This window comes from Cohnella hashimotonis (genome assembly GCF_030014955.1).
Classification (GTDB): domain Bacteria; phylum Bacillota; class Bacilli; order Paenibacillales; family Paenibacillaceae; genus Cohnella; species Cohnella hashimotonis.
In genome coordinates, this window is record NZ_JAGRPV010000001.1 from 262,409 (window position 1) to 289,192 (window position 26,784).

11 protein-coding genes and 1 pseudogene are annotated in these 26,784 nt (G+C 58.3%); 10 read left to right on the forward strand and 2 right to left on the reverse strand.

Annotated elements, in window-relative coordinates:
* The first annotated feature begins 6 nt into the window (after positions 1-6).
* The 8 genes and pseudogenes from KB449_RS01155 (at position 7) to KB449_RS01185 (ending at position 13,190) form a co-directional block, all read left to right on the forward strand.
* Positions 7-1,092 (forward strand): response regulator, encoded by a 1,086-nt coding sequence (locus tag KB449_RS01155; protein WP_282906597.1) that lies wholly within the window; start codon positions 7-9, stop codon positions 1,090-1,092.
* Positions 1,093-1,219: 127 nt separating this feature from the next.
* Positions 1,220-4,249 carry a hybrid sensor histidine kinase/response regulator gene (locus KB449_RS01160; RefSeq protein ID WP_282906598.1) on the forward strand — a complete coding sequence of 1,010 codons (3,030 nt, stop codon included), beginning with the start codon at positions 1,220-1,222 and terminating at the stop codon, positions 4,247-4,249.
* A complete protein-coding gene (locus tag KB449_RS01165; RefSeq protein WP_282906599.1) occupies positions 4,242-5,360 on the forward strand; it encodes a response regulator in 1,119 nt (372 codons plus the stop codon). The genes KB449_RS01160 and KB449_RS01165 overlap by 8 nt, the downstream gene beginning before the upstream one ends.
* Positions 5,361-5,447: 87 nt before the next feature.
* On the forward strand, positions 5,448-9,437 hold the full coding sequence (locus tag KB449_RS01170) for an S-layer homology domain-containing protein (RefSeq protein WP_282906600.1): 3,990 nt from the start codon (positions 5,448-5,450) through the stop codon (positions 9,435-9,437).
* Between the two features lie 517 nt (positions 9,438-9,954).
* Positions 9,955-10,383, forward strand: a complete 429-nt coding sequence (locus tag KB449_RS01175; protein WP_282906601.1) for an Imm50 family immunity protein — start codon at positions 9,955-9,957, stop codon at positions 10,381-10,383.
* Between the two features lie 359 nt (positions 10,384-10,742).
* Positions 10,743-10,808, forward strand: a pseudogene (locus KB449_RS36385) (zinc-ribbon domain-containing protein); the annotation flags it as partial.
* Between the two features lie 75 nt (positions 10,809-10,883).
* On the forward strand, positions 10,884-12,017 hold the full coding sequence (locus KB449_RS01180) for an FxLYD domain-containing protein (RefSeq protein ID WP_282906602.1): 1,134 nt from the start codon (positions 10,884-10,886) through the stop codon (positions 12,015-12,017).
* A 24-nt stretch (positions 12,018-12,041) separates the two neighbouring features.
* Positions 12,042-13,190: a S1C family serine protease gene (locus KB449_RS01185; protein ID WP_282906603.1), complete on the forward strand. Its 1,149-nt coding sequence runs from the start codon at positions 12,042-12,044 to the stop codon at positions 13,188-13,190.
* A 12-nt stretch (positions 13,191-13,202) separates the two neighbouring features.
* Here the strand turns inward: KB449_RS01185 and KB449_RS01190 are convergent, their stop codons facing one another.
* Complete coding sequence (locus KB449_RS01190; protein ID WP_282906604.1) at positions 13,203-13,655, reverse strand: GNAT family N-acetyltransferase; 453 nt, start codon at positions 13,653-13,655, stop codon at positions 13,203-13,205.
* A gap of 163 nt (positions 13,656-13,818) precedes the next feature.
* On the opposite strand from KB449_RS01190, the gene KB449_RS01195 reads away from it, so the two are divergent.
* Both KB449_RS01195 and KB449_RS01200 read left to right on the forward strand, forming a co-directional pair.
* Positions 13,819-16,491: a glycosyl hydrolase gene (locus KB449_RS01195; RefSeq protein WP_282906605.1), complete on the forward strand. Its 2,673-nt coding sequence runs from the start codon at positions 13,819-13,821 to the stop codon at positions 16,489-16,491.
* Positions 16,492-16,748: 257 nt separating this feature from the next.
* Positions 16,749-25,154, forward strand: coding sequence for an S-layer homology domain-containing protein (locus KB449_RS01200; protein ID WP_282906606.1), 8,406 nt, complete (start codon positions 16,749-16,751; stop codon positions 25,152-25,154).
* A 99-nt stretch (positions 25,155-25,253) separates the two neighbouring features.
* On the opposite strand, the gene KB449_RS01205 is transcribed toward KB449_RS01200, so the two are convergent.
* The gene (locus KB449_RS01205; protein ID WP_282906607.1) at positions 25,254-26,735 is read right to left on the reverse strand and encodes an MFS transporter; all 1,482 of its coding nucleotides are present in this window, start codon (positions 26,733-26,735) and stop codon (positions 25,254-25,256) included.
* Positions 26,736-26,784: the final 49 nt, after the last annotated feature.

Consider the following 26,784-nt stretch of genomic DNA (forward strand, 5'->3'; position numbering starts at 1 on the left):
CGTTAGATGTATCGTGCCATCATCGTTGAAGATGAGAAACCCGTCCTGGAGATGATGAAGGTGATCATTGGCCGGAACGGCAATTATAAGATCGTGGGGACGTTCGGCAGTCCGCTGGAGGCGTTGGAGCAGCTTCCGGTCCTGATGCCGGACGTCGCGTTCATCGACGTCGAGATGCCCAAGATGAACGGACTCGAGCTGGCTCAGCGAATTCTGGAGACTTCGAAGCGGACGGCTATCGTCTTCTCCACGGCTTACAAGCAATATGCACTGTCTGCGTTCGACGTGCAAGCGCTCGACTACGTGCTGAAGCCGGTCACGCCGGCTGCGATCGAGCGGGTGACAAGCCGGCTCCGGGAGAAGCTGCCTGCAGCCGCGCCTTCCGGCAAGCCCGACGCTCTGCCCATGATCCGTTGCCTGGGCGGCTTCGAGATTCGCAATTCGGCCGGCGCGCTGGTGCGCTGCCCGACGCGCAAGGCGGAGGAGCTGCTTGCGTACCTGCTATGCCACTCCGGCACGGACGTCTCCAAGTGGCATCTGACGGAGCTGCTCTGGCCGGAGATGTCCGAGGAGCGGGCGATGCCCAACCTGCATACGGCGATTTACTTGCTGAAGAAGATGGTCAAGGAGAATGGCCTGCCGCTAGACATCCTAAAGACGACCGAAGGCTACACGCTGGAGGCGAACGGAGAGCCTTACGACCAATTGACGTACCGGACTTACGCTGCCTCCAATGCGAACGGAACCTTAAGCCCGGAGCAAGCGGAGCAGCTTCGCGCGGCATACCGGGGACCTTTGCTCGACGGGAAGCCTTATTTGTGGAAAATAGGACAGGAGCAGGCGCTCGAGAAGCAGTATACGGGGATCGTTCGGCGTCTTGTGCGGGAGGATCTGGAGCAGCGCAATTGGGAGAGAGCGGTGAGCCGCCTCGAGGCGTATCTCTCGATCTATCCGGTCAGCGAAGAGATGAACGTCAGTCTGGTCGAGCTGTATTCCAGCCTCGGCCGGACGGAGAAGGCGGCGCGGCAATATTCGAGCTTCGAGCAGAAGTACATCGAGGAGTTCGGCTGCCTTCCTCCGCAGCGGGCCTGATTAGCTACGGAAAAGAAAAGAGGCGCTTAAGCGCCCGACTGCTTCTACAATAGCGACTGAGGCGCTCATTCAAAGAAGGCCGTTAACAGCCGATATTGTTAGCATCGCTTGTAAAGACGGTGAAGTCATGATTCGGAAAAATGCGCTGTTGCTCGGAATGATCGGTTTGTTCGTTATCGTTACGATCGTGAACGTATTTCAATGGCTCAGTCCCGCGACGCAATCCGAGAAGGCGAGCGGCGGATTGCTGGATGCGACGCATTGGGACTTTGCGAAGCGGGGCGTCCTCTCGCTGCGCGGGGAGTGGGAATTCTACGAAGGGGAATTGCTGAGGCCGGAAGACTTTCGAGCCGGCCGAGTCGAAGGCCGCTTCGTTCAAGTGCCCGGGGGCTGGAAAAACAAGCTGGCTTCGGCGAACAAGAAGGGTTATGGCGCCGGTACGTACCGGCTGCTCGTCCGCACGGACGAAGCCGCATTATACAGCATGCGGGCCAAAAAAATTCGCATGTCCAGCCATGTCTTCATGAACGGCGTCGATATGGGCGGCAACGGCAGTCCTTCTTTATCGGCGGATGGCTTCGAGGCAAGCAATGCGCCGTTCTTCGGCACCGTCCTAGCAGAATCGGGAACCGTCGAGATTATTATTCAGATAGCCAGCTTCGATTACCTGGAAGGCGGGTTGGTGCAGCCGCCCGAATTCGGCTTGGCGGATGACGCGATGAAACGCCGCGACGATTCCAGGCTCGCCGATATGATTCAGACGACGATCCTGCTGGCGTTCGGACTGTATTATGCGGGCATGTTCAGACAGTGGCGCCGGGAACCGCACCTGATGCATTTTTGCCTGTTCTGTCTGTCGCTCGGACTGTTCTTCAGCATCGACAACGAAATACTGGCGCTTGATTTCTTGCCTGGCTTGACGTTCCCGTGGCTTCAGAAGATGCTTTTTCTGTTGCCGCTCTTCTCCTTTTACTTCTTCACCTATTATGTGTACCGGTACCTGAAGGAACGGGATAACGTTGTATTTACTTGGCTTCGCAGAGTGTCCTACGCTTATCTTGCGACGATTGTGCTGCTTCCCAACCGTTACCTGGTCAGCTTCCTGGACGTCGGGATCGCGATCGGAGCGGCCGCCTTCGGGGCGATGCTTTATGCCGTTTTCCGCAGCCGCAGCCGCGGAAACCATAGCAGCCACTATATTACGCTTGGCATTTTCTTTCTGTTTGTCAGTTGGCTCTATGCGCATCTGCGTTACCAGCTCGCGCTGGACAATCCCTACTACATGGTCGTGACGCCGGCGCTGCTCGTCTTGTCGCAGGCGCTGCTCATGTCCGACGAGCTTCAGCTGAGCTATCGAAGAAGCGAGCGCTTGTCCCAGCGGTTGCTGCACTACGATCGCCAGAAAGATGAGTTTCTGGTGAAAACGTCGCACGAGCTGCGAACGCCGCTGCATGGCATTGTGAACCTGTCGCAGGCGCTGTTGGACAACCGGACGAGCCCGCTTCAGGCGGAACATCGGGACAATGTACATATGCTTCATTTGCTGGGCAGGCGTCTGGCGGGACTCGTGCACGATATTCTCGATCTGAACCGGATTCGTCACGGACAGCTCCTGATCCGTACGACTTCGGTCAACCTGGGTCAGTCGGTTCGGTTCGTCATGGAGACGCTGTCCATCTCGCCGGTCAACAAAGAGGTGCGGCTCGTTAATGCGCTGCCGGCCAAGCTGCCCCTTCTTCTTGCGGACGAGAACCGGGTGAAGCAAATTTTATACAACTTGCTGGAGAACGGGCTGAAATTTACGAAGCAAGGGACGGTGACGCTCTCCGCGGAGAGGAGAGGGGACGAATTGGCCATCTCGGTGACGGATACGGGGAGAGGCATTCCCGCGCATGAGATCGCCGGCTTGTTCCAGACGTTCGTCCAGTCGGAGGAGATCGGGCATGCCGGCGAAGGTCTAGGCTTGGGGCTAAGCATCGCGAAGCAGCTGGCGGAACTGCAAGGCGGCCGGTTAGAGGCGGAATCCACGGTCGGCGTCGGCTCGCGGTTCACATTCACGCTGCCGATCGATCCGGCATCGGAGGAGGCGGCTGCCGCGGCCGCCGACGAAGAGCTGTCTTCGTCGTTAGCCGTGCCGATGCAGGACAATCAGCCGGCCGAATTTCACCTTCTGATCGTAGACGACGAACCGTCCAACCTGAAAGTGTTGATCGATGAAGTCTCTTCCATGGGATACGGTTATACGGCGGTCGGAAGCGGAGAAGAGGCGCTCGAAGCGTTGCGGCGCCACAAGATGAAGCCGGACTTGCTGCTGCTCGATCTCATGATGCCGGGCATCTCGGGCCTTGACGTATGCAGGGAGATCCGGCTGCTGCAAGGACTTGCCGAGCTCCCGATTCTGATGATGACCGCCTCCGGACAGACGGGCGATATCGTGGCCTCGTTCGCCGCCGGCGCAAACGATATTGTGCAGAAGCCGTTCGAGCTGGCCGAATTGCGGGCGAGGGTACAATCGCTGCTGGCGATGAAGAGCTCCTCGGAACGCGCGGTGCGGCGGGAGATGGACCTCCTGCAAGCCCAAATTACGCCGCATTTCCTGTACAACAGCATGAATGCCCTCGTCGGGCTCAGTTATAAGAACGTAGAAAAGCTGAGGGAGACGATCCACCACCTTTCGACATACTTGCGGGCCAAGTTTACTTTCGTCTTCTCCGAGGAGCTCGTTCCGTTCGAACGCGAGATGGAGCTGGTCAAGGCGTATCTGGCGATCGAACAGCTGCGCTTCGGCAGCCGACTGGCCGTCGAGATCGATATCAAGGCGGATTTCCGATGCATGCTGCCGCCGCTAACGCTGCAGCCCATCGTAGAGAACGCGGTGCGGCACGGCATCGGGCCGAAAGCGTCCGGAGGAACGCTCCGGATTGCGGCACGCAGGCGAGACGGCGGAGCGGAAATAACCGTGGAAGACGATGGCGTCGGCATCGGCGAGGAATTGCTGCGGATGCTGAAGGAAGGGCGAGCCGCCGGGGTCGGCGTCGGCAACGTCAACCGGCGCCTTCAGCTGGTGTACGGCGGCGGATTGGACATTCGAAGCGGCGACGGTACGGGAACGCTGATTAAACTGCAAATACCGGAGGCGAGATCAAGCAATGGTTAGGGCGATATTGATCGACGACGAGGAAATCGCGCTGGACGTGATGGAAATCTTGCTCCAGGAGGTCGGCGGAGTTACGGTGCTCGGTAAATTCAGCCTCGTGTCCGATGCGCTCGCGCAGGCGGATGAGCTGCTGCCCGATCTGATCTTCCTCGATATCGAGATGCCTGAGACGAGCGGGCTTGCGGCTGCGGCCAAACTGCAAGAGCGGTTTCCCGACGCGGATATCGTGTACGTGACCGCTCACAGTCAGTATGCGGTGGACGCTTTCGATACGAAGGCGATCGGGTACTTGCTGAAGCCCGTCGCCAAGCCCCGGCTCGTCGCTGCCTTGGAGCGGCACGCGGAGCTTCGCGAGAAAGCGGCGCGACGGGCCGGGGGCGGAAGCTCGACGAGCGGCCGGGACGGCGCGCAGCCCTCCGAGTCATCCAGACGAACGCTGTCGCTGAAGCTGCTCGAAAGCGTCGAGCTTTACGATGCCGATGGCCGGTTAATCACCTGGCGGACCAAGAAGACAAAAGAGATGTTCGTTTATTTGTGGCACCATGGGGGAACCCCCGTATACCGGTATCGCATCCTCGAGCATTTGTGGCCGGAATTGGATGCCGAACGCGCGCAAGCGCTTTTTCATACGACGATGTACTACGTGCGGAATACGCTGAAGTCCGCGGGCTACCCCGAGATGATCGGTTCCGGAGACGAGCGTTATTGGATGCGAACGGACGAAGTCGCCTGCGACGTGACGCGGCTTGAAGCGTTGATCGGAACGGGGAGACGGGCGAGCGATGCGGAGGCGCTGCTGTCGCTCTATCGCGGCGATTATTGCGAGACGGAAAATTACGGTTGGGCGAATAGCAGGAGATACGAGCTGCGCGGGGCAGTCATGCGCCATCTGGAGCTATGGGCGGAGCATGCGGCGGACGATTCGCTCAAGGAACGCATGCTCCGCAAGCTGATCGAACTGAATCCGTACGAGGAGAAATATTACGACCGGCTGGTTCTGCATTTGACGTTCAGGGGGGATTCTTCGGCTGCGGACAAGGTGTTTCGTCATAAAGAAACGGCGTTTCGTGCCGACCTGGGACTGCCTATCGCCGACAATAACCGCGAATAATCGATTTTGTTTGGAAAATGTTTAGCGTTCGATTGTTACGCTTCTCCTATGCAGCCTACGAATTTATTGCAGAAGGAGAGAGTTACATTGAAGGTACGATCGATGTTCCGTTTGTTGTCCCAAATAAAGCTTCAACTGCTGCTGGCCGTTGCGCTGGCGATCCCGCCCATCGCGATGGCCGGCACCGCGAGCGCGGAGTCGGATTCGTCGGGTACGTTCTCCGGCACATTGCTGGCAAGCTGCGAGTACAAAAGCGACATGGAGGATGGGCACACAACCGCTTCTTGTCCGAATGCAATATCGATCGGCGCAAATGAGGAAAGCTCGTTTGCGGGCGTACTCAAGTTCGATTTGAGCGGTCTCGGCGCAACGGTGCTTGAAGCCGATCTCAAATTGTATGTAACCGCTAATAATGCCGATGAAGAAGCCGGTCCCGAGCTGACGATCTATCAGCATGACGGGAACTGGACGGAGCCGACGACCGGAGCCGCGGCTTGGCCTTCCTACGGCAGTGGATTGCATGCGAGAGCGGTTGCAGTAACGGCAAAAGATGGCGCATGGATGACATTCAATATTGCCTCGTTGGTGCGCGACAGTATCAATAAAGGAAAAACCGAACTTGTTCTCGTGCTGGCGAACATGAGGTGGGATGCTGGGGGACAGCGAATTTTCCAATTTGAATCGTCCGGTACGAATCGCCCGCAGCTGGATATCTCCTATACGACATCTTCCGTTCAACTGCCGGTCCCGCATGCGCGAATTGCGGCTGGGGACGGATTTACGCTGTCGCTTCAGGATGACGGCACGGTCAAAGCCTACGGTTGGATTAACGGACGCAAAATTGACGTGCCCGACAACCTGACCGGCGTGCATTCGGTGTACGCATCCAATTCCTGCGGCTATGCGATTAAGGCTGGCGGATCTGTTGTAGCCTTGGGCGACGGCTGCACGGTTCCCGTGGAAGTGCCGAACGGCAATGTCGTCGGGCTGGCGCTCGACGGGAACACCTCCGCCGTTTTGAAGAATGACGGTACGCTTATTACTTGGGGCGGCTATGCATTCCCGGAAGAATGGGGAATGACCTATGCCCCGTTCAAGTCCATCTCGGGCGGGAATAGTCATGTGTCGGCGCTGACATGGGATGGCGATGTCGTCAGTTGGGGATCCGCTTCGATGGGGGCGACGTCGGTGCCTGAAGATCTGCCGGAAACGGCGGTCATCGCTTCAGGAATTAACCATACACTCGCGCTGCTGCCGAACGGGACGCTCAGATGGTGGGGCCCGTATTATTTAGAGCCGATTCCGGACGATTTGACGGACGTAGCGGCGATTGATGCAAACGACAACTTTTCCGTAGCGGTTAAGACCGACGGCTCTGTCGTCGTATGGGGAGACGGCGGACGGCTGCAGCCGCCGGCCGGGCTTGGCGGCGTCATCGCTGTTGCGGCAGGAAGATCCCATATTATCGCCTTGAAGTCTGACGGCACCTTGGTCGGATGGGGGAACAATCAACATGGCGAGACGATCACGCCCGCGCCGTATGTAAGCGGATTGTCATGGTCGGCCGGCAGCGAGATCGGCACGACGAAGGCGGTTATCGCGGACGGAAGTCTGGACGACGAGAACTACGGCGAGCTGACGCTGAAATATCGGATCGGCGCCCCGGGAAGCGTCAGACATCCTTATGCCGGCGAAGACCCGGCCGACCTCGGTTACGATACGGAGCTTCACGACGGCGACGAGCTGACGGTCCCTTCGGGACAGCATGTCTATGTCATGGCGGAATACGAAGAGAAAGACGAATACGACAACACGCCGACAGGCATCTGGAAAGTTGCCTACTGGTCTGAGGCCGACCCTGTCGTAGCGGCAGCGCCTCCCGAGGCGCCAAGCGTGAGCGCCGACGATGCGTCCAACACGATCGTCGGCCTCACGACCGCGATGGAGTTCCAGGTCGATGACGGCGCATACGTGAGATACGACGGAACGAACGCACCGGATCTCTCGGGCACGCATACGGTCAAAGTGAGAGTCGCGGCCGATCCGGGGACGGGAACGCCGGCCGGTGCGGCAGCCACGCTGAGCTTTACGACAAACCCGCCTGCTCCTGAAGCGCCGAGCGTAAGCGCGAACGATGCGGCGAACACGATCGTCGGCCTGACGACCGCGATGGAGTTCCAGGTCGATGACGGAACTTACGTGAGATACGACGGAACGAATGCGCCGGATCTCTCGGGCACGCACACGGTCAAAGTGAGAGTTGCGGCAGATCCGGCAACGGGAACGCCGGCCGGGGCGGCAGCCACGCTGAACTTTACGACGAATCCGCCTGCCCCAGAAGCGCCAAGCGTGAGCGCCGACGATGCGTCCAACACGATCGTCGGCCTCACGACGGCGATGGAGTTCCAGGTTGATGACGGAGCTTACGTGAGATTCGACGGAACAAACGCGCCGGATCTCTCGGGCACGCATACGGTCAAAGTCAGAGTCGCGGCCGATCCGGCAACGGGAACGCCAGCCGGAGCGGCAGCCACGCTGAGCTTTACGACAAACCCGCCTGCTCCTGAAGCGCCGAGCGTAAGCGCCAACGATGCTGCTAACACAATCGTCGGCCTCACGACGGCGATGGAGTTCCAGGTCGATGACGGAACTTACGTGAGATACGATGGGACGAACGCGCCGGATCTCACCGGTGCGCATACAGTCAAAGTGAGAGTCGCTGCAGATCCAGCAACGGGCACGCCAGCCGGTGCGGCAGCCACGCTGAGTTTTACGACGTCATCGACGTACGAATCGCCGACGTCCACGCCGTCTGCGCCGCAGAATCAGGGAGTGGATGTACTCGTTAACGGTAAGGTGGAAAGTATTGGCGCCGCCACCACGTCAACGAGAAGCAGCCAGACCGTAACGACCGTAATCGTGGACGAAGGTAAGCTTGAACAAAAACTCGCAGCAGAAGGCCAAAAAGCCGTTTTAACGATCCCGGTTAACAAGAAGTCCGACGTCGTAATCGGACAACTTAGCGGTCGAATGGTCCAGAGCATGGAGCAGAAGCAAGCGATTATTGAAATCAAGACGGATCATGCAACCTACACGATTCCGGCGCGGCAAATCAATATTAGCGCGATCTCCGAACAACTCGGAAAGACAATCGGACTGCAGGATATTACCATTCAAATCGAAGTGGCAGCTCCAAATGAAGATACCGTGAAACGCGTGGAGCGCTCGGCTAAAAATGGCGGTTTTTCCGTTGTCGTTCCATCCGTTGACTTCGTAATCAGAGCCGTCTACGGAGATCAAAAGATCGAGCTTACCCGTTTTGAAGCTTATGTAGAAAGAACGATTGCGATCCCGGACGGCATTGATCCGAGTAAAATAACGACGGGTATCGTCGTGGAACCGGATGGAGCGGTTCGCCATGTGCCAACCCAAATCGTCGTGACGGGGAACCAATATTTTGCGAAGATAAACAGCTTGACGAACAGCACCTATTCCCTTGTCTACAACCCGATAACTTTCAACGATGTAGAGCGGCATTGGGCGAAGACGGAAGTAAACGACATGGGCTCGAGAATGGTTGTTGACGGCAACGGCAATGGTTTGTTTAATCCCGATCAAGCGATCACGCGGGCCGAGTTTTCCGCCATTATGGTTCGTGGTTTGGGCTTGAAATTAGCTGACAGCGCGACTGCATTCAGCGATGTGAAATCGACGGATTGGTTCAGCGGGGCTGTTCAAACCTTGTATCAGTACAAGCTGATCGACGGGTTCGAAGACGGAACCTTCAGACCGGCGGATACGATTACGCGCGAGCAGGCCATGAAGATCATTGCGCAAGCGATGTTGCTGACCGATCTTAAGTCCAAGCTCTCGTTCGAAGGCTCGGCAGAAGCGCTAAGACCATTTACAGATGGAAATACAACTGCGGATTGGGCTAAAGACAGCGTGGCCGACGTTATTCAGGCGGGAATCGTTTCGGGCAGAAGCAGCACGAGCCTTGCTCCGAAAGCGAATATTTCAAGGGCGGAAGTCGCGGTGATGATTCGGAAATTGCTTCAAACTTCGGGCTTAATTTAAGCAACAAAAATGATCCGAGCAACAAAAATAAGCTCTTCTCCTAGGCGGGAAGGGCTTTTCTTGTGCGCCTCGATGTGCAATCTACTTGGACATTTAACTGCTGTAATGATAAAAGGCCTATGAACTTGCGGGCAATCTCGCCGAATACAATCCGAACTCGGGGGTTCTCACTACAAAAACGTATCCGGATAGCAAAACTGTATATGTACTTGAGGAATGACCGGAATCAATCCGGCAAGCATGGAAACGACATGTTTACGAATTACGGCTATATCGGCTTTGATATGACAAGCTTAAAGCATGTACAAGCCAATGGTATGGAAGTTAATATTATTCATACGCATTATGACAATGCGGGCAACTCGTACCCAGAATAGCATCACTCATACGTACACCTACGACAAGCTCGTCCGTGTGCAGACAAACAGCGAGTTTGAGGAAAGCCACAACTATGACCCACGCGGCAATCGAAGCGATTTGACGAGTTCCATGCAACCTGATTTTTCAGGTGCTGCTTATGAGTATGATGACTGAATCATCTATCCATTTAAGAGGTGAAAAAGAATTGTGGTATGAAACTTTGGATAAAAACAAATTTCTAGTTAGTTTGTACGGACAAGTACCTGAACTTAAGAACGTTCGAATTGCTGAAGTAAACATTCACGATGAAGGACGCATTATTGCAATTATATTTGATATGCCATATTATGCTGAATTTCCTCCTGAAAAGTGGGTGGAATTGAATAGTAATACTGTCTCTGTGAGAGTTGATTTATCGGCTGTGCATGAAATTAAACTGGATTCCGGTAAATTGGACTACAGAGCAAATATTGAAATTTTGAAGGATGAGTCCGACTTAATAGTAGTCAACATAACTGGAACAATTAATGCGCTATTTAAGGCTGAGTCTGGATTTATTCAATCTGTTACAGGTTATAGTAATTAAAGGGCACCTAAAGTTTCAATTCGGATTTGCGTTATCCTCCTACGCGATTAAGCCGAAAAATTCAGTCTTTAGAATCGATGAAATCGCCTTCGCTTGGCCTTTCAGGTCAGTTGAAGGGCGATTTCTTTCATGTTCATACACAGTAGCGTATTTCAGTTAATGCAAAACTAAAAATCTGTTCGATTAAGTCTTCTCCAGTTAACGACGTATTTCGAACCTTGATTGGCTTTAGTCTTTCACGACCTTTTTTAAGCTGCTACGACAAGGAGGAAATAGAAGGAAATGATATGAAATTGTCGAAATTATAGCTTTCGTGTTGCGTTTCATTCTTCCATTAATGCTTAAAAGGAGTAACCGGAATGTTTTGCTCGAATTGTGGTACGAAGCTTCAGGAGGACAGCAAATTTTGCAATCGCTGCGGTGCCAGTGTCAGCCCCGTAGAGCCCGTTGCGCAGACGGAAATCGTGGAATGGGAGAAGCCGGGGAGATCACCCGTTGCCATGTCCGCAGAGACGGAGATCGCCGCCGCTTATGAAATCGGTACGCCCATGTCGGCTGTTGCCGTTTCCGGTGTGCCTGTCGCAAGGCGTCGGATCGGTCTTTTTGTCTGGCTGCTGCCGACGGTTAGCCTGATTGTCGCCGCGGTGCTGATTGGCGCGGTTTACCTGTATCAGATGAATATCAACCGTCAAGTGGACCGGCTGCTTCAGGAGGGGGAGAAGCTTGCGCTGGAAGGCAAGCTGGCCGAAGGCAAAGCGGTCATCGAAGACGCGATCGAAAAGCGGCCGGATCATCGGATCTTGCTGGCGGACCGCGCGTTGCTAACGGATGCCATCAGCCTGCAATCCCGTTTGTCCGGTACGGATGGTCAATTGAAGAACAAAAAATACGAGGATGCCCTCAAGGAAGTCGATAAGCTGAAGTCGGAGCTTGCCGCCCGCTCGGGTCCGGTGTATGAGAAGCTTGCCGCCTCTGCCGCCAATATGGAAGAGCGAATTGTCGTCGCACAGGTCAATGCCGGCGCGGCGGTGAAGAAAACGGTGGAGGAGCTCGTTCCGCTGCTAAATAACGTGAAAGCATACAAGGGCGAAGATGCGCAAAAATCGATGAAGCAAATCAAGCAGAAAATCGTCGATATCTCCTATGAGGAAGCTTCGGCCCAGCTCAAGGAAAAGCAATTCGCCGAAGCCATGTCCACCATTGAGGAAGCGTTGAAATATGATGAAGCGAACCAAAAGCTGATCGCGCTGAAGACGGAAGTCGAAAAGCAGAAGAAAACGTTCGAAGACGCCGAGAACAGCCGCATTCAGCAAGCCATCGAAGCGGCCGCACAGGAAGACACTAAAAATCGTACGCAGGCGGTCAAGCTGATATCCATTAACGCTTATACGGACGCCGATGGCTATTTCAATGTAGAAGGTACTGTCAAAAATACAGCGACGCGTTCGATCAGCGATGTGGTCATTTATATCGATATTTTGGATGCCGACAAAAACATCGTAGACCAAGCGACTGTCTATGTTACGCCGAATGAATTGGATACGGGGGAAACGGGGACTTTTTATGATTATTACTACAACCTCGGAAGCATGGACACCGTCAGCGTGACCCGCACCGAATGGCATCTGAATTAACAGAAAGGAGGCATCTGGAACGCCATGAAAAATTGGATTACGGTCATAGTCTCTGTCTTGATTCTCGCTGCGGGAGGCTTCTCTGCTTATGAACTGAACGGACGTTGGGACACTCCCGTAGTAAACGCGGAGTCGAAGCTGGGGGTGCCGGGCAGCACGGTCAAAGCAAACGCCAAACCGGATCTCAAGGAAATGATTCGCGAGGATCAGAAGCACGTCGTATCCGTTGAAGTTACCTTGGAAGACGGTTCGTCATTAGGCTCCGGATTTCTGTACAACGACAAGGGCGACGTCATCACCAACGCCCACGTCGTAAGCGGCGCGCTCAAAATACGCGTAAAAACGAACGACATGAGCATCTACTCCGGCAAGCTGATCGGCATGAACGAGGAGAAAGACGTTGCCGTGGTGCGGGTAGATGCGCTGGCCGGCAAGGAGCCGATCGTCGTCGATAAAGAAACGAAGGCGGAAATCGGGGACACGGTGCTGGCATTCGGCAGTCCGCTGGGCTTGGATAATACGGTAACGACGGGCATCATCAGCGGCGTGGACCGCGATATGGATATCGATGACATCAAGTATCGGGGCATCTATCAAATTTCCGCGCCTATCACGCACGGCAACAGCGGCGGCCCGCTCGTATTGGAAAGCAGCGGCAAGGTCATCGGCATCAACTCGGCGGGGAACGATCAAGGCAGCATCGGCTTTAGCATTCCTTTTTACCAAATCGCTGCTATGGCTGAGGACTGGAGCGCACATCCGGATGAGCAGCTCGCAAGCGAATCCCTCAGTTTGGACGATGAAGATATGCCATCCTCGTCCGGGTATACCAAGGAATCGCTGTCTGCGGACGCCCAATACTTGGTTCAATACTTTTACGATTGCGTGAGCGGCGGCGATTACGTGTCGGCCTACAGCGTACTGGGCAGCAACTGGCAGACCAAAACCGCTTACGAGAAGTTCCGGGAAGGCTATTTGAATACGCAAAGCGTGTCTATTACCAGCATTTCCGTCACCTCGGCAACCGAGAAGGAAGCGCAGGTCGCCGTTATTCTAGAGGCTTGGGAAAACAAAAACGGAGAGACGGTACTCAGCAAATACAGCAGTACCTATACGGTCAAGTTAGAGAACGATACGCTCAAAATCGTGTCTGGCAAAGGGAAGAAGTTATAAACGGTATCCGTGTCAAACCCGACTTTCTAACGCTAAATGAAGCAAAGGAAACGGTTTCCCCGAATGGTCGAGCTCCGATCTTCCGATCCGCACAAAGCCCAATTGCTTATAAAAGGTGTATGCATTTTCATTTTGCTCGTTGACATCGACCTCAAGATGGTTGCCTTTGATCGATCTGGCATGCTCGATGAGCCCGCTGCCTACACCTTTTCTATGGGATTCGGGATGAACGAATAACATCTCGATCTTTGTTCCGTCAAGCCCGATGAAGCCGGACGGTTCATTGTTATCGTTGAGCGCGATCCAAATTTCAACTTGATGCAGTGCTCCGCTTTGAAGCATATCGCGATAAAAGTTAATGTCCGCTTCCGTTAAGAACGTATGGGTAAGACGCACCGCTTCGTACCAGATATCGATCAACTTGTCATGGTAGGATTCTTGATAGGGGACAATTCGATTGCTCATGACTCCGCCTCCGTGTCGCACTCATATAACAGCTTGGTATTACTCGAATAAGTATACATAATTTAATCAAATCGTCCACCTCATATGCGAGCCGCAGCCTCCTTTGTCTTGCCGTCCGATTGCTATAATCGGCGTAAGCAGACGACAAGGAGGCTGATAGGCTATGAGCAATGCCGATACGCTGCGCCGGCAGTTCGCTTCCGCGAACCCTCCCCGCAGCCTGTACCCGCTCCTCTGGCTGCATGGAGATCCGCGGGAGACGGAGGAGACGCTGCGGCGAGAGATCCAAGCGATGGATGACGCCGGGTGCGGCGGGTTCGTCATTGAATCGCGCCCTCACCTCGATTACCTGGGCGATGGATGGTGGCGCGACGTCGGGATTTGCCTCGACGAAGCCCGCAGCCGCGGCATGGAAGTATGGATATTCGACGAAGAATATTATCCGTCAGGGATCGCGGGCGGTAAAGTGCTGACTAAGATGCCGGACTATCGCATGCTGGTGCTGGCCAAAGAGACGTTTCGGTGGACAGGCGGGCAAGCCCGTGAATGGGGAGCCGCATCGTTCGCCGATGACGCCGTGCTGAAGGTCGTCTGCGTGCGGGAAGACACAAGCGAACGGGTTGCGCTTGCCGATCTTCAGGCGCTGAACGCCTGGGCGGACAGCGAGGAGGCGGAAGGCACCGATGATGTGCGATGGACGATCCATACGATCGGCATCAAGCCCTCCTGGAGCGGCCGGATGTTCGAGAAGATGGTCGATTACCTGTGCCCCGAAGTGACGGACTGCTTCATCGAGCTGACATACGAGGCAACTAAATCGCGCTTTCCGGAATATTGGGGGACAACGATCAAAGGCTTCTTCGGCGACGAAACGAGCTTCGAAAATTTCGGCTCCTACGACGTGCTGTTCGGGGAAGAGACGCCGTGTTTCCCTTGGTCGCGCGTCCTTCTCCGGACATTCGCCGAGGCGAAGGGGTACGATCTTGTCGACTTCCTCGAGCTGCTATGGTTCGATTCGGGCGAGCAGACTGCCCGGGTGCGGGTCGACTTCATGGATCATCTGACGGCGTTGTTCGCGGAAAACTTCTTCGGCCGCATTCAACGCTGGTGCCATGCGAACGACGTCCGCTTCATCGGCCATATCGTCGAGGACAATCATGCGCACATGCATCACGGTTACGGCGTCGGCCATTTTTTCCGCGCAACGAAGCACTTCGATATGGGCGGCTATGACTTCGTGCTGCGGCAGTTCGATTCGGAGCAGAAGCGTTCTTCCTGCGAGGAGCATTTTCCGCAGTTCAAGCACTACAGGGACCTGCCGTATCCCGACTTTTTTCAATATACGTTGGCCAAGCTGGCGCAGTCGGCCGCACATCTTGAAGTCGGCACGAGCCTCGTCATGTGCGAAAACTTCGGCGCCTACGGCTGGGATCTCGGACTGCGCGAGATGAAGTGGATGACCGACTGGATGACGGCCAGAGGCACGAACTGGTACGTGCCGCACGCTTTTTCCCCGATATATCCAGACCCGGATTGTCCGCCTCACTTCTATGCCGGCGGCCATAACCCGCTATGGCCCTACTTCAGGCAATGGGGCGACTACGCGAACCGCTCCTGCCTCATGCTTCGGGAGGCGCAGCATGTCGCGGCGATCGCCGTGCTCTATCCGGCTGAAGCGCATTGGGCAGGCGACCGGGACATGTTGGACGGCGTATGCAAAGCCTTGATGCGAAGCCAGTACGACTTCGACATCCTGTCGATGGATCTGCTGGCGGACGAAGGGCGGTGCGCGATCGAGAGGGGCGAACTGCGCATCCGCGACGAGCGGTTCGCGACGATCGTGCTGCCGGGCATCCGTACGCTGCCGCCCCGGGTGCAAGACCGGCTGCAAGCATTCGCCCGCGCGGGCGGGCGAATCGTAGCCGTCGGCGAGGCGGCTGCTTGCGGCGGGGAAAACGTCGAGCTGCCGCAGCTGGCCTCTCAATTGTCGCGGACGCTGGCGCCCGGAATTGCGCCGGCCAGGCCTTTTCCGGAGCTGCGTTTCTGTCATTACCGGAAGGACGGGCTCGACATTTTCTTTCTGAATAACGAAAGCGTGGAGGAAACTTTCGAGGAGCTCGTTGAATTTCCGGCAGACGGCTGGCCCGAGCGCTGGTCGCCGATGGACGGCAGCATCGCGGCGCTGCCGCTGTTCGACCGGCCGGGAGGCCGGGTTCGCGCGCCGGTGCGGCTGGCGCCTTACGAGGCTTGCTTCATCGTCATCCGTCCGGATGAAGAGGGGCAGCCCGGCCACTTGACGACATCGGACGTACCGCCGGACAGCTGGCACCGGACCGAGCGCGAGGCGGACGGAAGCATAAGCGTCGTGCAGCCGGTCAAGTTGTTGTCCGTCGACGGATGGCGCGTTGCCGACATTCGCAGTCCCGTGCCGGATACTGCGATTCCTGCTGCGCAAGCGGTTCGCGGTCTCGGCAATTGGCACGCATACGCGGGGATGGAGACGTTCAGCGGCAGCGTCGTATACGAAGCTTCGGTCGACCTCGATACCCCGGAGCTCCTGCACGCACTGGATCTGGGCGAGGTCGGAGAGATCGCCGTCGTCGAGTTGAACGGGCACGAGCTGCCGCCGCGCATTTGCCCGCCTTATGTCTGGAGGCTGCCGCCTCTTCTGCTGAAGCCTCGCGACAATCGCTTCCGCGTGACCGTCACGAATACGCTCGGTCCGGCTTTCCCGGAAGACGGCTTCCGCAGGGACATACCGGCGCCGGCCGGATTGATCGGACCGGTTACGTTGACGGCCTGCGAGAAGAGACCATTTGGATCGGCGACAACATAACGACGCGAAGTAGTGGACCGGTCTTAAACTGCATATTCGGCAACGCTCGAGCCGCTGCTTCTCCCGCATGGGGGAGCGGCGGCTTGTTTGTTTTTAAGGCGCATAGCCGCGCCCGGGACTAATATGACGCAAGTTGTCATAGGGGGTGACAACATTGGATGACAATTCCAGTGACTTGTCTAGTCGGATGGATGCTTACGCGCGGAACGGGGCGGCCGCTATACTATGTCAAACAGTCAGGGTGAGGAGGCACGAAAATGTACAGAAAGCTGATCAAACGGTATATGCCGCTGCTGCTGGCAGCGGTGCTTGCCGTGCAGCCGCTCGTGCCGGCGGGCGCTGCGGAGACTGCGGCGGGGCCGGGGAGCATGGAAAGCGCGAGCGGCGGCGAAAGCGCAGGCAGCGGCGCTGCGGGATGGAGCGACCGCTTGCCCGCGTGGGCTACGACCGAGGTTGGGGAGCTGGCGGACGCGGGCGTTGTGAACGGCTATGAAGACGGAACCTTCCGGCCAGACCGGGCCGTGACCCGGGCGGAATTCACCGTGATGCTGAATCGGCTGCTGGCCCAGCTGCCGAAGAATGGGCTGGTCGAAGGCGATCAGTCGCAGGAAGCGATTTTTACCGATGTCAAGGATGAATGGTATGCGGAGGACGTGAACAAGGCGGCGCGTATGGGGCTGGTGCAGGGGGATGCGACCGGCGCCTTCCGGCCGCAGGCGCTTTTAAACCGCCAGGAGACGGCCGTCATGCTGGGACGGTTGACGGGCCGGAAGGCGGAACGAGCGGTCGAATTCACCGACAGCGGCCGGATTCCGGCCTGGGCGGCCCCGGCGATCTCGGCTCTTCATGAGGCCGGCATTGTTCAAGGCTATGAGGACGGCGCATTCCGCGGCGAGAAGAGCCTCACTCGCGCGGAAGCGGCGGTGGCGCTCCATCGCACCTTGAAGCTGCTGAAAGGTCCGGACAAGGCGGCTCCGCTGACTGTTGCAGTCAAGTCGGATGAAGGGCAGCCGCTGGCCCATGCGCTCGTTCGCGTTCACGCGAAGGGCAAGCGGGCTCAGCTCGCCTCGGGGCGGACGGATGCGCAAGGCAAATTTGTGCTGCCTGGAGAGTGGGAGAGCGGGTCGTACGATATCTATGCGACAAGCGACGGCGTCGCCGGCTTCCGAAGCGTGGATTGGATGCCAGGTACGACAGCCTATGAATTGGTTGCAAGAAAGGCAGCCGTGCTGGAAGGCAAGTTGACGGGAGACGACGGCAAAGCGGCGGCCGGCATCGTTCTGGCGTTTACGACGAATCCGACTTTTTATGCGATAACGAAGGCCGACGGTTCTTTCACCGCGTATGTCGAGCCGGAGCGCGTATACCGATTGTCTTATATCGCGGACGACAGCATCCGCGCGGCGGCTGCGAAGTCGGGGACGACCGAGCCGGAGCTGCTGCAGACCGAGCAGGCGAAGCAGGCGCTCGGTTTACTGGACAGTGAAGCGGCGAAGTCGGATGGCTGCAAATGCGTCCGTACGGAAGCGCCGGGAACATTCACAGCCCCCAAGGCCGGAGACAGGCTGGAGCTGGGCGTGCTTCGCCTTGACGGACGGGTGCCCAGTTCAGGCGGCGGTGGCGGAGGGGGCACGCAGCCGGACCTGACGCCGCCGGCTGTGCCGGGCGGACTGAAGGCGGAGCCCGGCGACGGGCTGATCGCGCTGGCGTGGACGGCGAATGCGGAGAGCGACTTGGCCGGCTACCGGATCTACGGGCGCGAGGAAGGGACCGAGGCGTGGACCATCCAGGCCGATGCGGGCGTGTCCGTGTCGTATACGGCGAAAGGGCTGACCAACGACCGGGCCTACGAATTCGCGGTAGCGGCCTACGACAAAAGCGGCAATGCGTCTGCGAAGTCGGAGCTTGTCCGGGCGAAGCCTAAAGCGGACGGTCCGCCGCCGGATGTAACACCGCCCGAGGTTCCGGGCGGCGTGAGGACGGAGGCGGGGGACGGGAAAGTCATGCTGACCTGGGATCCGAGCTCGGAGGACGATCAGGCCGGCTACCGGATCTACTGGCGCGTATCCGACGGAGCGGCCTGGAGCGAGTTCGACAAGCCCGGACGCGAGAGCGGTCATACGATCACCGGACTGACGAACGGCACGACGTACGATTTTGCCGTGAGCGCCTACGATGCGAGCGGCAACGAGTCGGCCAAATCCCAGACGAGGCGCGAGACGCCGCGGGGCGATCAGACGCCGGATCGGGAGCCTCCAGCCGTGCCGAGCGGGCTGAAGGCAGAGCCGGGCGTTCGGAAAATTGAGCTGAGCTGGACGGCCAACATCGAAGTCGATCTGGACAGCTATCGGATCTACAGCCGCGTGCAGGGAAGCCAGACCTGGAGCGGAGGCGTCGACGTCGGCCTGGAGACGACGTATACGGTGCTCGACGTCTGGCATGACCGGACGTACGAGTTCGCCATTGCGGCGTACGACACGAGCGGCAATATTTCTCACATGTCGGCGATCGTCAGCGCGACGCCGCTGAGCGAAGAGGAGCCGGACACGACGCCGCCGGCCGTGCCTGCCGGGCTGGCCGCCGTGGCTGGAGAAGGGCGGATCGCGCTGAACTGGACGGCGAACGAGGAAGACGATCTGGCCGGCTACCGGGTCTATGTCCGGGCGGCAGGGGCAAGCTCGTGGGGTGCAGCGCTTGAGGCCGGAATAGGCGCCTCTTACACGGCGACTGGCCTGACGGGCGGCATCGCCTATGAGCTGGCCGTATCGGCATACGACGAGAGCGACAACGAGTCGGCCAAGTCCGGCGCGGTGCAAGCAACGCCGACCGGCGGCGGAGGCAATCTGCCGCCCGATCCGGGCAGCGTAGCGTCGGAGCTGCCGGCCTCGGGCCAGGCGAGCTTCCAGGAGATGACGGACTTCCTGTACACAGGACCGAATCCGATTCAGACTGGCGTGCAGCCGGGCGCGATCGAAGCGGATCGCGCAGGCGTGCTGCGAGGGCGCGTGCTGGATTCGGCCCAGGCGCCGGTCGGCGGCGTACGCATCACGGTGCTGGATCATCCGGAGTGGGGGCAGACGCTGAGCCGAGCGGACGGGATGTTCGACCTGGCCGTGAACGGAGACGGGATCTGGACGCTGCAATACGAGAAGGACGGATACATGACCGTTCAGCGGAAAAAGCAGGCGACGCCGGGAGACTACGAACATCTGGAAGACGTCGTGCTGACGGCGTACGACAGCAAGGTGACGCAGGTGCAGCTGGAGGACAGCACGGAGCTCCAGGCAGCGCAAGGTACGCCGGTAACGGATGAGGACGGAACCCGCCAGTCGACGGTGCTGTTCCCCGCGGGGACGACGGCGACGATGAGGCTGCCGGACGGGACCGAGCAGCCGCTGACTAGCATCAGCTTCCGGTCCACGGAGTATACGGCAGGACCGGAGGGTCCGAAGGCGATGCCGGGCGAGCTGCCGCCGTACGTGGCGTATACGTATGCGGTGGAGTTGTCGGCGGACGAAGCGGTGCAGGCGGGAGCGACGGAGGTGACCTTCGACCGGGAAGTGTACCATTACCTGGACAACTTCATCGGCTTCCCGGTCGGGGAAGCGGTGCCGAATGCGTACTATGACCGGGAGAAAGGGCGTTGGATCGCGGCGCCGAACGGCAAGGTGATCAAGATCGTCTCGGTGAAGAACGGCTTGGCCGCAATCGATGCGGACGGAGACGGCGAAGCGGACGGCGAGGAGCAGCTGGCGAAGCTGGGCGTGACGGAGGAGGAGCTGCGCAAGCTCGCGGAGCTGTATGCACCGGGGAAAACGCTGTGGCGGGTGCCGATCACGCACTTCACGCCTTATGACCACAACTGGCCGTACGGACCTCCGGGAGACGCCGAATCGCCGCCGGATCGGGAGCCCTGGGAGAAGCGGAAGAAGGAAGACGATCCGTGCAAGAAGAAAGGCTCGATCATCGGCTGTCAGAACCAGACGTTGGGGCAGCAGATCCCGATCGCAGGAACGCCGTACATGCTGAACTACATGAGCGAGCGGGAGGAAGGCTACAAGGCGAAGTCGACGCTGGAAATTCCGGTGAGCGACGGCAAGCCGCTGCCGGCTTCTCTGCGGAGGATGAACGTGAGCATCCAGATCGGCGGCAAGCTGTACCGTGCGAGCTTCGCTCCGTCTCCGAACAAGACTTATACGTTCGAGTGGGACGGCAAGGATGCTTACGGTCGCGAGCTGACAGGCTCCCATCCTTACACGGTCCGCGTCGATTATGTGTATAAGGCTCAGTATTATCCGACAAACGGCGAATTCGAGCGCAGCTTCGGCCGGATCTCGGCTGCACCTTCCTCCGTATTCTCGGGAATGCGGGACACCTCCGAGGTCAGCGTAGGCCAGGAATGGCACGGAGCGCTGGAGAGCCCGCGCAACCCGTACGCGGAAGCCGGCGTTGCAGGCTGGAGCCTTGATCCGCATCATATTTACGATGACGGCTCGAAGAGACTGCTGCTGGGAGACGGCACGACACAGACTAAAACCAAGTCGCTGCGGGGCGAAGTGGACTTCTCGTTCCAAGGGTATACCATCGACTACGGTACGATGACAACCGGCATGGACGGGTGGATTTATTATTCAGCAGTCAACTTCTTCAATCGGAGCAGAGCGATTTTAGGACTCGATCCGAGCGGAAAAGTCGTTAAGGTGGCGGAGGTTCCGCTGTCCAACGGGAGCGTCATCGCGGTTGACGCGCAAGGGACGATCTATAGCTACGATACCGACAAAAACCAGCTGCTTCGCAAAACGAAGAGACAGACCGATTGGGAGGTTATTGCAGGCACGGGCAGAAGAGGCCCTACAACGCCGCTGCCTGATGGAGCGGAGGCCACGAGCGTAGCGCTGGCAGGCATCGTCGAGTTGGCTGCAAGTCCGGACGGTTCCGTCTACTTCACGTCCTACCCGACTCGGCCGGGCGATCAAAACTTGGTTCCGTACCGAACCACCCTGTACAAGATCGGTCCGGACGGCATCCTCCAGACGCTTGGAGATCATATGGCTAAAGGCAAGGACAGCGGTCCCGGCGACAAGGCGGGAATCGGCGCGGTGGAGCAGATCAGGATAGGAAGCGACGGCTCTCTTTATATGACCGATACGACTGGGGGGACGATATATCCCGACAGCCGCGCCTTCACGCGGATCCGCAAGCTAAGCCCGGACGGCACCTTGTCCCGGGTGGCGGGCGTGCTGCTCGATGAGCCTGGGAGCAGGCCGGCCGCTCATGGCATGAAGGCGACGGAAGCCGAGTTTTTCTTCCTTTCGAGTTACTATGTCGGCGGACTAAGTAGGCTTTTCCTGGACGCGCAGGACCGGCTTTATTTCAGAGCCGGAGGCAGGGACGTTTACCGGGTTGCGCAGGACGGACTTCTGGAGAAGCTGGAGACTCCGTCATGGGTCATGGACCAGGCGACGCAGAAGTTTAACCTGACGGCGGTTACCGCCGACGGCGGACGTATTGTCGTAACGGAGAGTGATCGGGTCCGCTATTTTCTGGTGAAAGAGGCTGATAGCCTGCTTGAGACGCCCGACGAAGGTGGTCAGGTCGTCTATGCGTTCAAGGGCGGGGACCAAACGCATGCGCAGACGACGGACGCCTTGACAGATGCGGTGTTGACCAAGCTGGGTTATGACGAAGAAGGCCGTCTGATACGAATTACCGACCGAAGCGGCAATGAGATGTCGATCGAACGGGATAGCGCAGGCAAGCCGTTGGCGATTATCGGAGCCGGCGGACAGCGGACGGAGCTGACGACGGATGAGCAGGGACGTTTGGTTGCGGTGACAAGCCCGGCCGGAGAAACGTATCGGATGACGTACGATGCCGGCGGACTGCTGCAAACGTTCGTCGATCCGCTGGAGCAGACCAGCAGCTACGCTTATGACGAAGACGGACTGCTGATTCGCGCCGAGAACGGGGCGGGAGGCGTGCAGACGCTGAACCGCGCGGATACGGCCGACGGGACGACCGTCACCTATACAGATGCGGAGGGACGTTCGACCGTATACGAGACGAAAAGGATCGAAGGCGGCTTGCAGCGGACGACGACCGGTCCGGACGGCACGCGTCTGGTCGCTACGGTGCGGCCGGGCAGCGAACGGATCGAGCTTCCGGACGGAAGCGTCATGACGAAGACGATGACGGGCGATCCGCGCTGGGACATGGACGTGCCGGTCATGAAGGAGGCGACGCTGACGCAGCCTGACGGCAAGAAGGCGATCTTCAACGAATCGCGCGCGGTGGCGTTTAATGAGGACGGGAGCTTGAAATCGTTGACGTATACGAACAAAACGGGGACTTCCGTAACCGAGTCTAAATACGAAGCGGCGACCCGGCAATTGACCGAGAATGGGCCTGACGGGTTGAAGCAGGTTTTCACCTACGATGAATACGGTCGGGTCGTACAGGTGGAATACCCAGGGCAGCAGCTTGCACCGATCGTATACACGTACGACGAGAAAGGACGGCTCGCCCAGTCAACGCAAGGGGAACAGCTCGCCAAGTACACGTACGACGAACGGAACCGGCTCACCGCATTGACGGATGCGGCCGGCCGGAAAAGATCGTTCGCTTATGACGAAGCCGACCGGTTGATCTCCTCCACGACGCCGGGCGGCAAAGTATACGGCAGCTCGTACGACGAGCTGGGGCAGCTGACTGGTCTGACGATGCCGGACGGCACGACATACCAGCAAAGCTACAATGAGCTGGGCCAGTTTGACGGATTAGCGTCCGCGGAAGGGCCGGACTGGATCAGCCTGGCGCATGGCGCCGGCGGCAAGTTGGAGCGGTCGACGCTGCGCGGCGGCCGTCAGATCGACTATGTCTACGATACGGCAGGCGGCAAGCGGATTACCGGCATGAACGATGCGGATATCCTGCGCACGTTCGAATATGCGGACCATACGGACCGGGCGAAAAAGCTGGAAAGTGTCGGCCAAGCCCCCGGATCGCTGCCGCAAACCAACGAGTTCGCGTATGTCGGCGATCTGGTGAGCAAGCAGACGATCACGGGCAAGGCCAAAGGCGTTTACGATTATTCCTACGACGTATTGGCCCATTTGACAAAGATCCAGACTTCCGTCACCAGGATGGTCTATGGCGTGTCGCAGACGGCTAACGTGACAACCGATATGCGCAGGGATGACATGGGCCGGCTGGTCAAGTACGGACCGTTCACGTTCGACCGAACCGGACCGAACGGAAGCGTGGCGGGGATGAATGACGGCAAGCTGCAGGTGACGCAGACCTACGACGAGCTGGGCCGGCAGAAGGAGCGTATTTATACGCTTGGCGGCCTTGAAGTCTACCGGATCAAGCCTGAATACGATCTGAGCGGCAGCGTCGCGAGCTTGACGGTGACTACACCGGAAGGCACGGAGACTACCGTCTATATGTTCGACCTGGATGGGCAGCTGACGAACGTGCAGCGCAGCGGTCCTGAAGGCGCGACGTCGGAAGCGTACGAATACGATGCGAACAAAAACCGAATCGTCCGCGAAGTAACGGGTTCGGAACGGATGACGAGCAGCTACGGGCAGCATGACGTACTGATGGCTGTGGGCGGTACGGCGTACAGCTTCGACGAAGACGGCTATCTTCGACAGCGCGGCGCGGACACGTTCAAGTATGGCGCCCGCGGGGAGCTGCTGACAGCGTCAGTAAGCGGCGTGACGTACAACTATGCGTACGACGCGCTGGGCAGACAAACGTACCGCGAGGACGGAGCCGGGCATTCGATCCAGTATTTTTACGGAGACCCGACATCGCTGCAGCTGGTAACGAGCACGGTCAACGAAAACGGGGAGCTGACGAATTACCTGTACGACCAGGACGGCCTGCTGCTCGGGCTGGAGCGGGGCAACGTCCGTTATTATGTGATTACGGACGGCGTAGGGACGCCGCAGCAGGTGCTGGACGGTCAAGGGAAGGTCGTCAAGCGGCTAAAGTATGACAGTTACGGCGGCTTGCTGTCTGATTCGAATCCAGGGTTCGCGCTGGCGATCGGATATGCGGGCGGACTGGAGGACCGGGGTACGGGACTGGTGAGGTTCGGGACGCGGGACCTGGATACGCTGTCGGGCCGCTGGACGGCGCGCGATCCGATTCTGTTCGAGAGCGGCCAGGCGAATCTGTATGCCTACGTCAATAACAATCCGGTGCAGTACCGCGATCCGTGCGGGACGATGTGCATCGGGGCGACCGCCTATGACGGAATCGGCGGGGGCGGGCGCGTCTGCTTTAACAACGAAGGTTTCTCCTCCTGTCTGGAGGCGGGCTTTGGCGTCGGGGGCGGCCTGGATATTGCGCCGCTCGAGGGCTTGACCGCGGACGGGTTGTCGGTCGAAGCGACTGCCAAAATCGTCAAAGGCCCGCTGGCTCTGACGGTCGGCGTCAAGCTGAAGGATCGATGGGAAGGCGGGTGCCTGGAAGTCGAGCCGATCGGAAAATTCGAAGCGGGCCCGTTCAAGACCGACCTGTTCAGTCCGATAGATAAGTTTTCGGTGAAAGGAAAGGAAGAGAATTTGGGCAAAAATATTCTCGATCTTTTCACGCCGAGTAAACCCGAGCTGGCCCTGAAGGCCAAAGGCTGCAAGTCTTTTAAGTGGTAAGCCGGTTCAATCGTACCCTGCCGGCATAGCCGGCGCGAGCCGCTTCTCATCCCTGAATGGGGAGAGGAGCGGCTTTGCCGTTGCGGAAACTTTTTCTTTTTACGTCTGCCGGGCCCTGTTCCGCCTCGCGAGCATCAAAGCCAGCGGCAGGATGAGTGCGCTGGCGGCGGCCAGCACATACAGGCTGACGTTAAACGCGTCGGGATAAGCGGAGGTCGCTCCGGTTCGGGCGTCAAGCGCGCTCAGCCATACGATGCCGATCAGGGCGATGCCGATCGTTTGGGCGATTTGAATGCTCGTGGTCATGACGCCCGATGCGGAGCCGATGTCAGTCGTGCGGATTTTCGCCAATACGATATTCGTCAGCGGAGCGGCGACGAAGCCTTGACCGATGCCGAGCACGGCCAGCGCGGGGATCCATATGCCGATGTTGGAGGAAAGCCCGGTCGTCTGGACCGCCCAGGCCAGCAGTAGATAGCCTGCCGTCGTCAGAACGGAGCCGACGGTCAGCACGTGGGTGCCAAGCTTCGCGGCGACGCGGGAAGAGAACAGAGAGGCGAGGAAGTAGCCCATCCCCATCGCGCCGATGACAAGGCCTGCCTGCAGCGCCGAGAAATGAAGTCCGAGCTGAAGCATGTAGGCGGCGACAAGGAAAAAGGCGCCCATCGACGACATGAGCAGCAGCACGACGAGAATGCCGAACGTGAACACTTGATGTCTAAACAGATCGACATTCATAAAGGGGAGCCGTCCGCGTCGCGACAGCCGCCGCTCGTACCAGGCGAACAGCGTCAGCACGGGGGCCGACAAAATCAAGCTGACGATCAGTGCGGCGGGCCAGCCTTGGCGCTGTCCCTGCACAAGCGGATAGACGAGCATCAGCAAGCCGGCCGCGGCGAGCGCGGCTCCGAACCAATCCAGTCCAGCGCGGTCCGGCGAGCTGGATTCCGGAATAAACGGAATCATTATCAGGATGAGAGCCCCAAGGAGGAAGATGATCAGAAATACCGCTCTCCATTCCAGGTCCCACAGATCCATGCGCAGGAGCAGCCCGCCGATAATCTGTCCGGCCGTCGCCGCTATTCCTTGCGTAGCTCCGTACATGCCGAATATCGCGCCTCGGCGTTCCGAAGGATAATTGGCCTGAATCAAGGATAAAATTTGCGGCATAAACAGAGCGGCCCCGACGCCTTGCAAGACGCGCCAGGCAATGAGCACAGACACATGGGAAGCGATGCCGCATAACAGAGAGGCGATCGTAAATAAAGCCACGCCGATGAACAGCATTCTCCGGCGTCCGAACCGGTCGCCCAGCCGGGCGCCCATAATGAGCAGCACGGCGAAGGTGAGCGTATACCCGGTAAGCATGAATTGGATGTCCGCGAACCCGGCCCCGAGTCCCTTCTGAATGGAAGGCGTCGCCACGTTCACGATGAACACGTTCGACACGGCCATGAATACCGGCAGCAGCAGCGCCGGCAGCATCAGACGCGATCTGCGTTTTTTTCCTTCGGATGCAGGCTCGAAAGGCCGCACCGACGGGGCAGACGCGTCCAGCGCGTCCGCAAGTGTGTTAGGCATAGACAAGTTCCCCTTTCGCACAGCTCGCTTGATTGACAGAAGGCGAGAG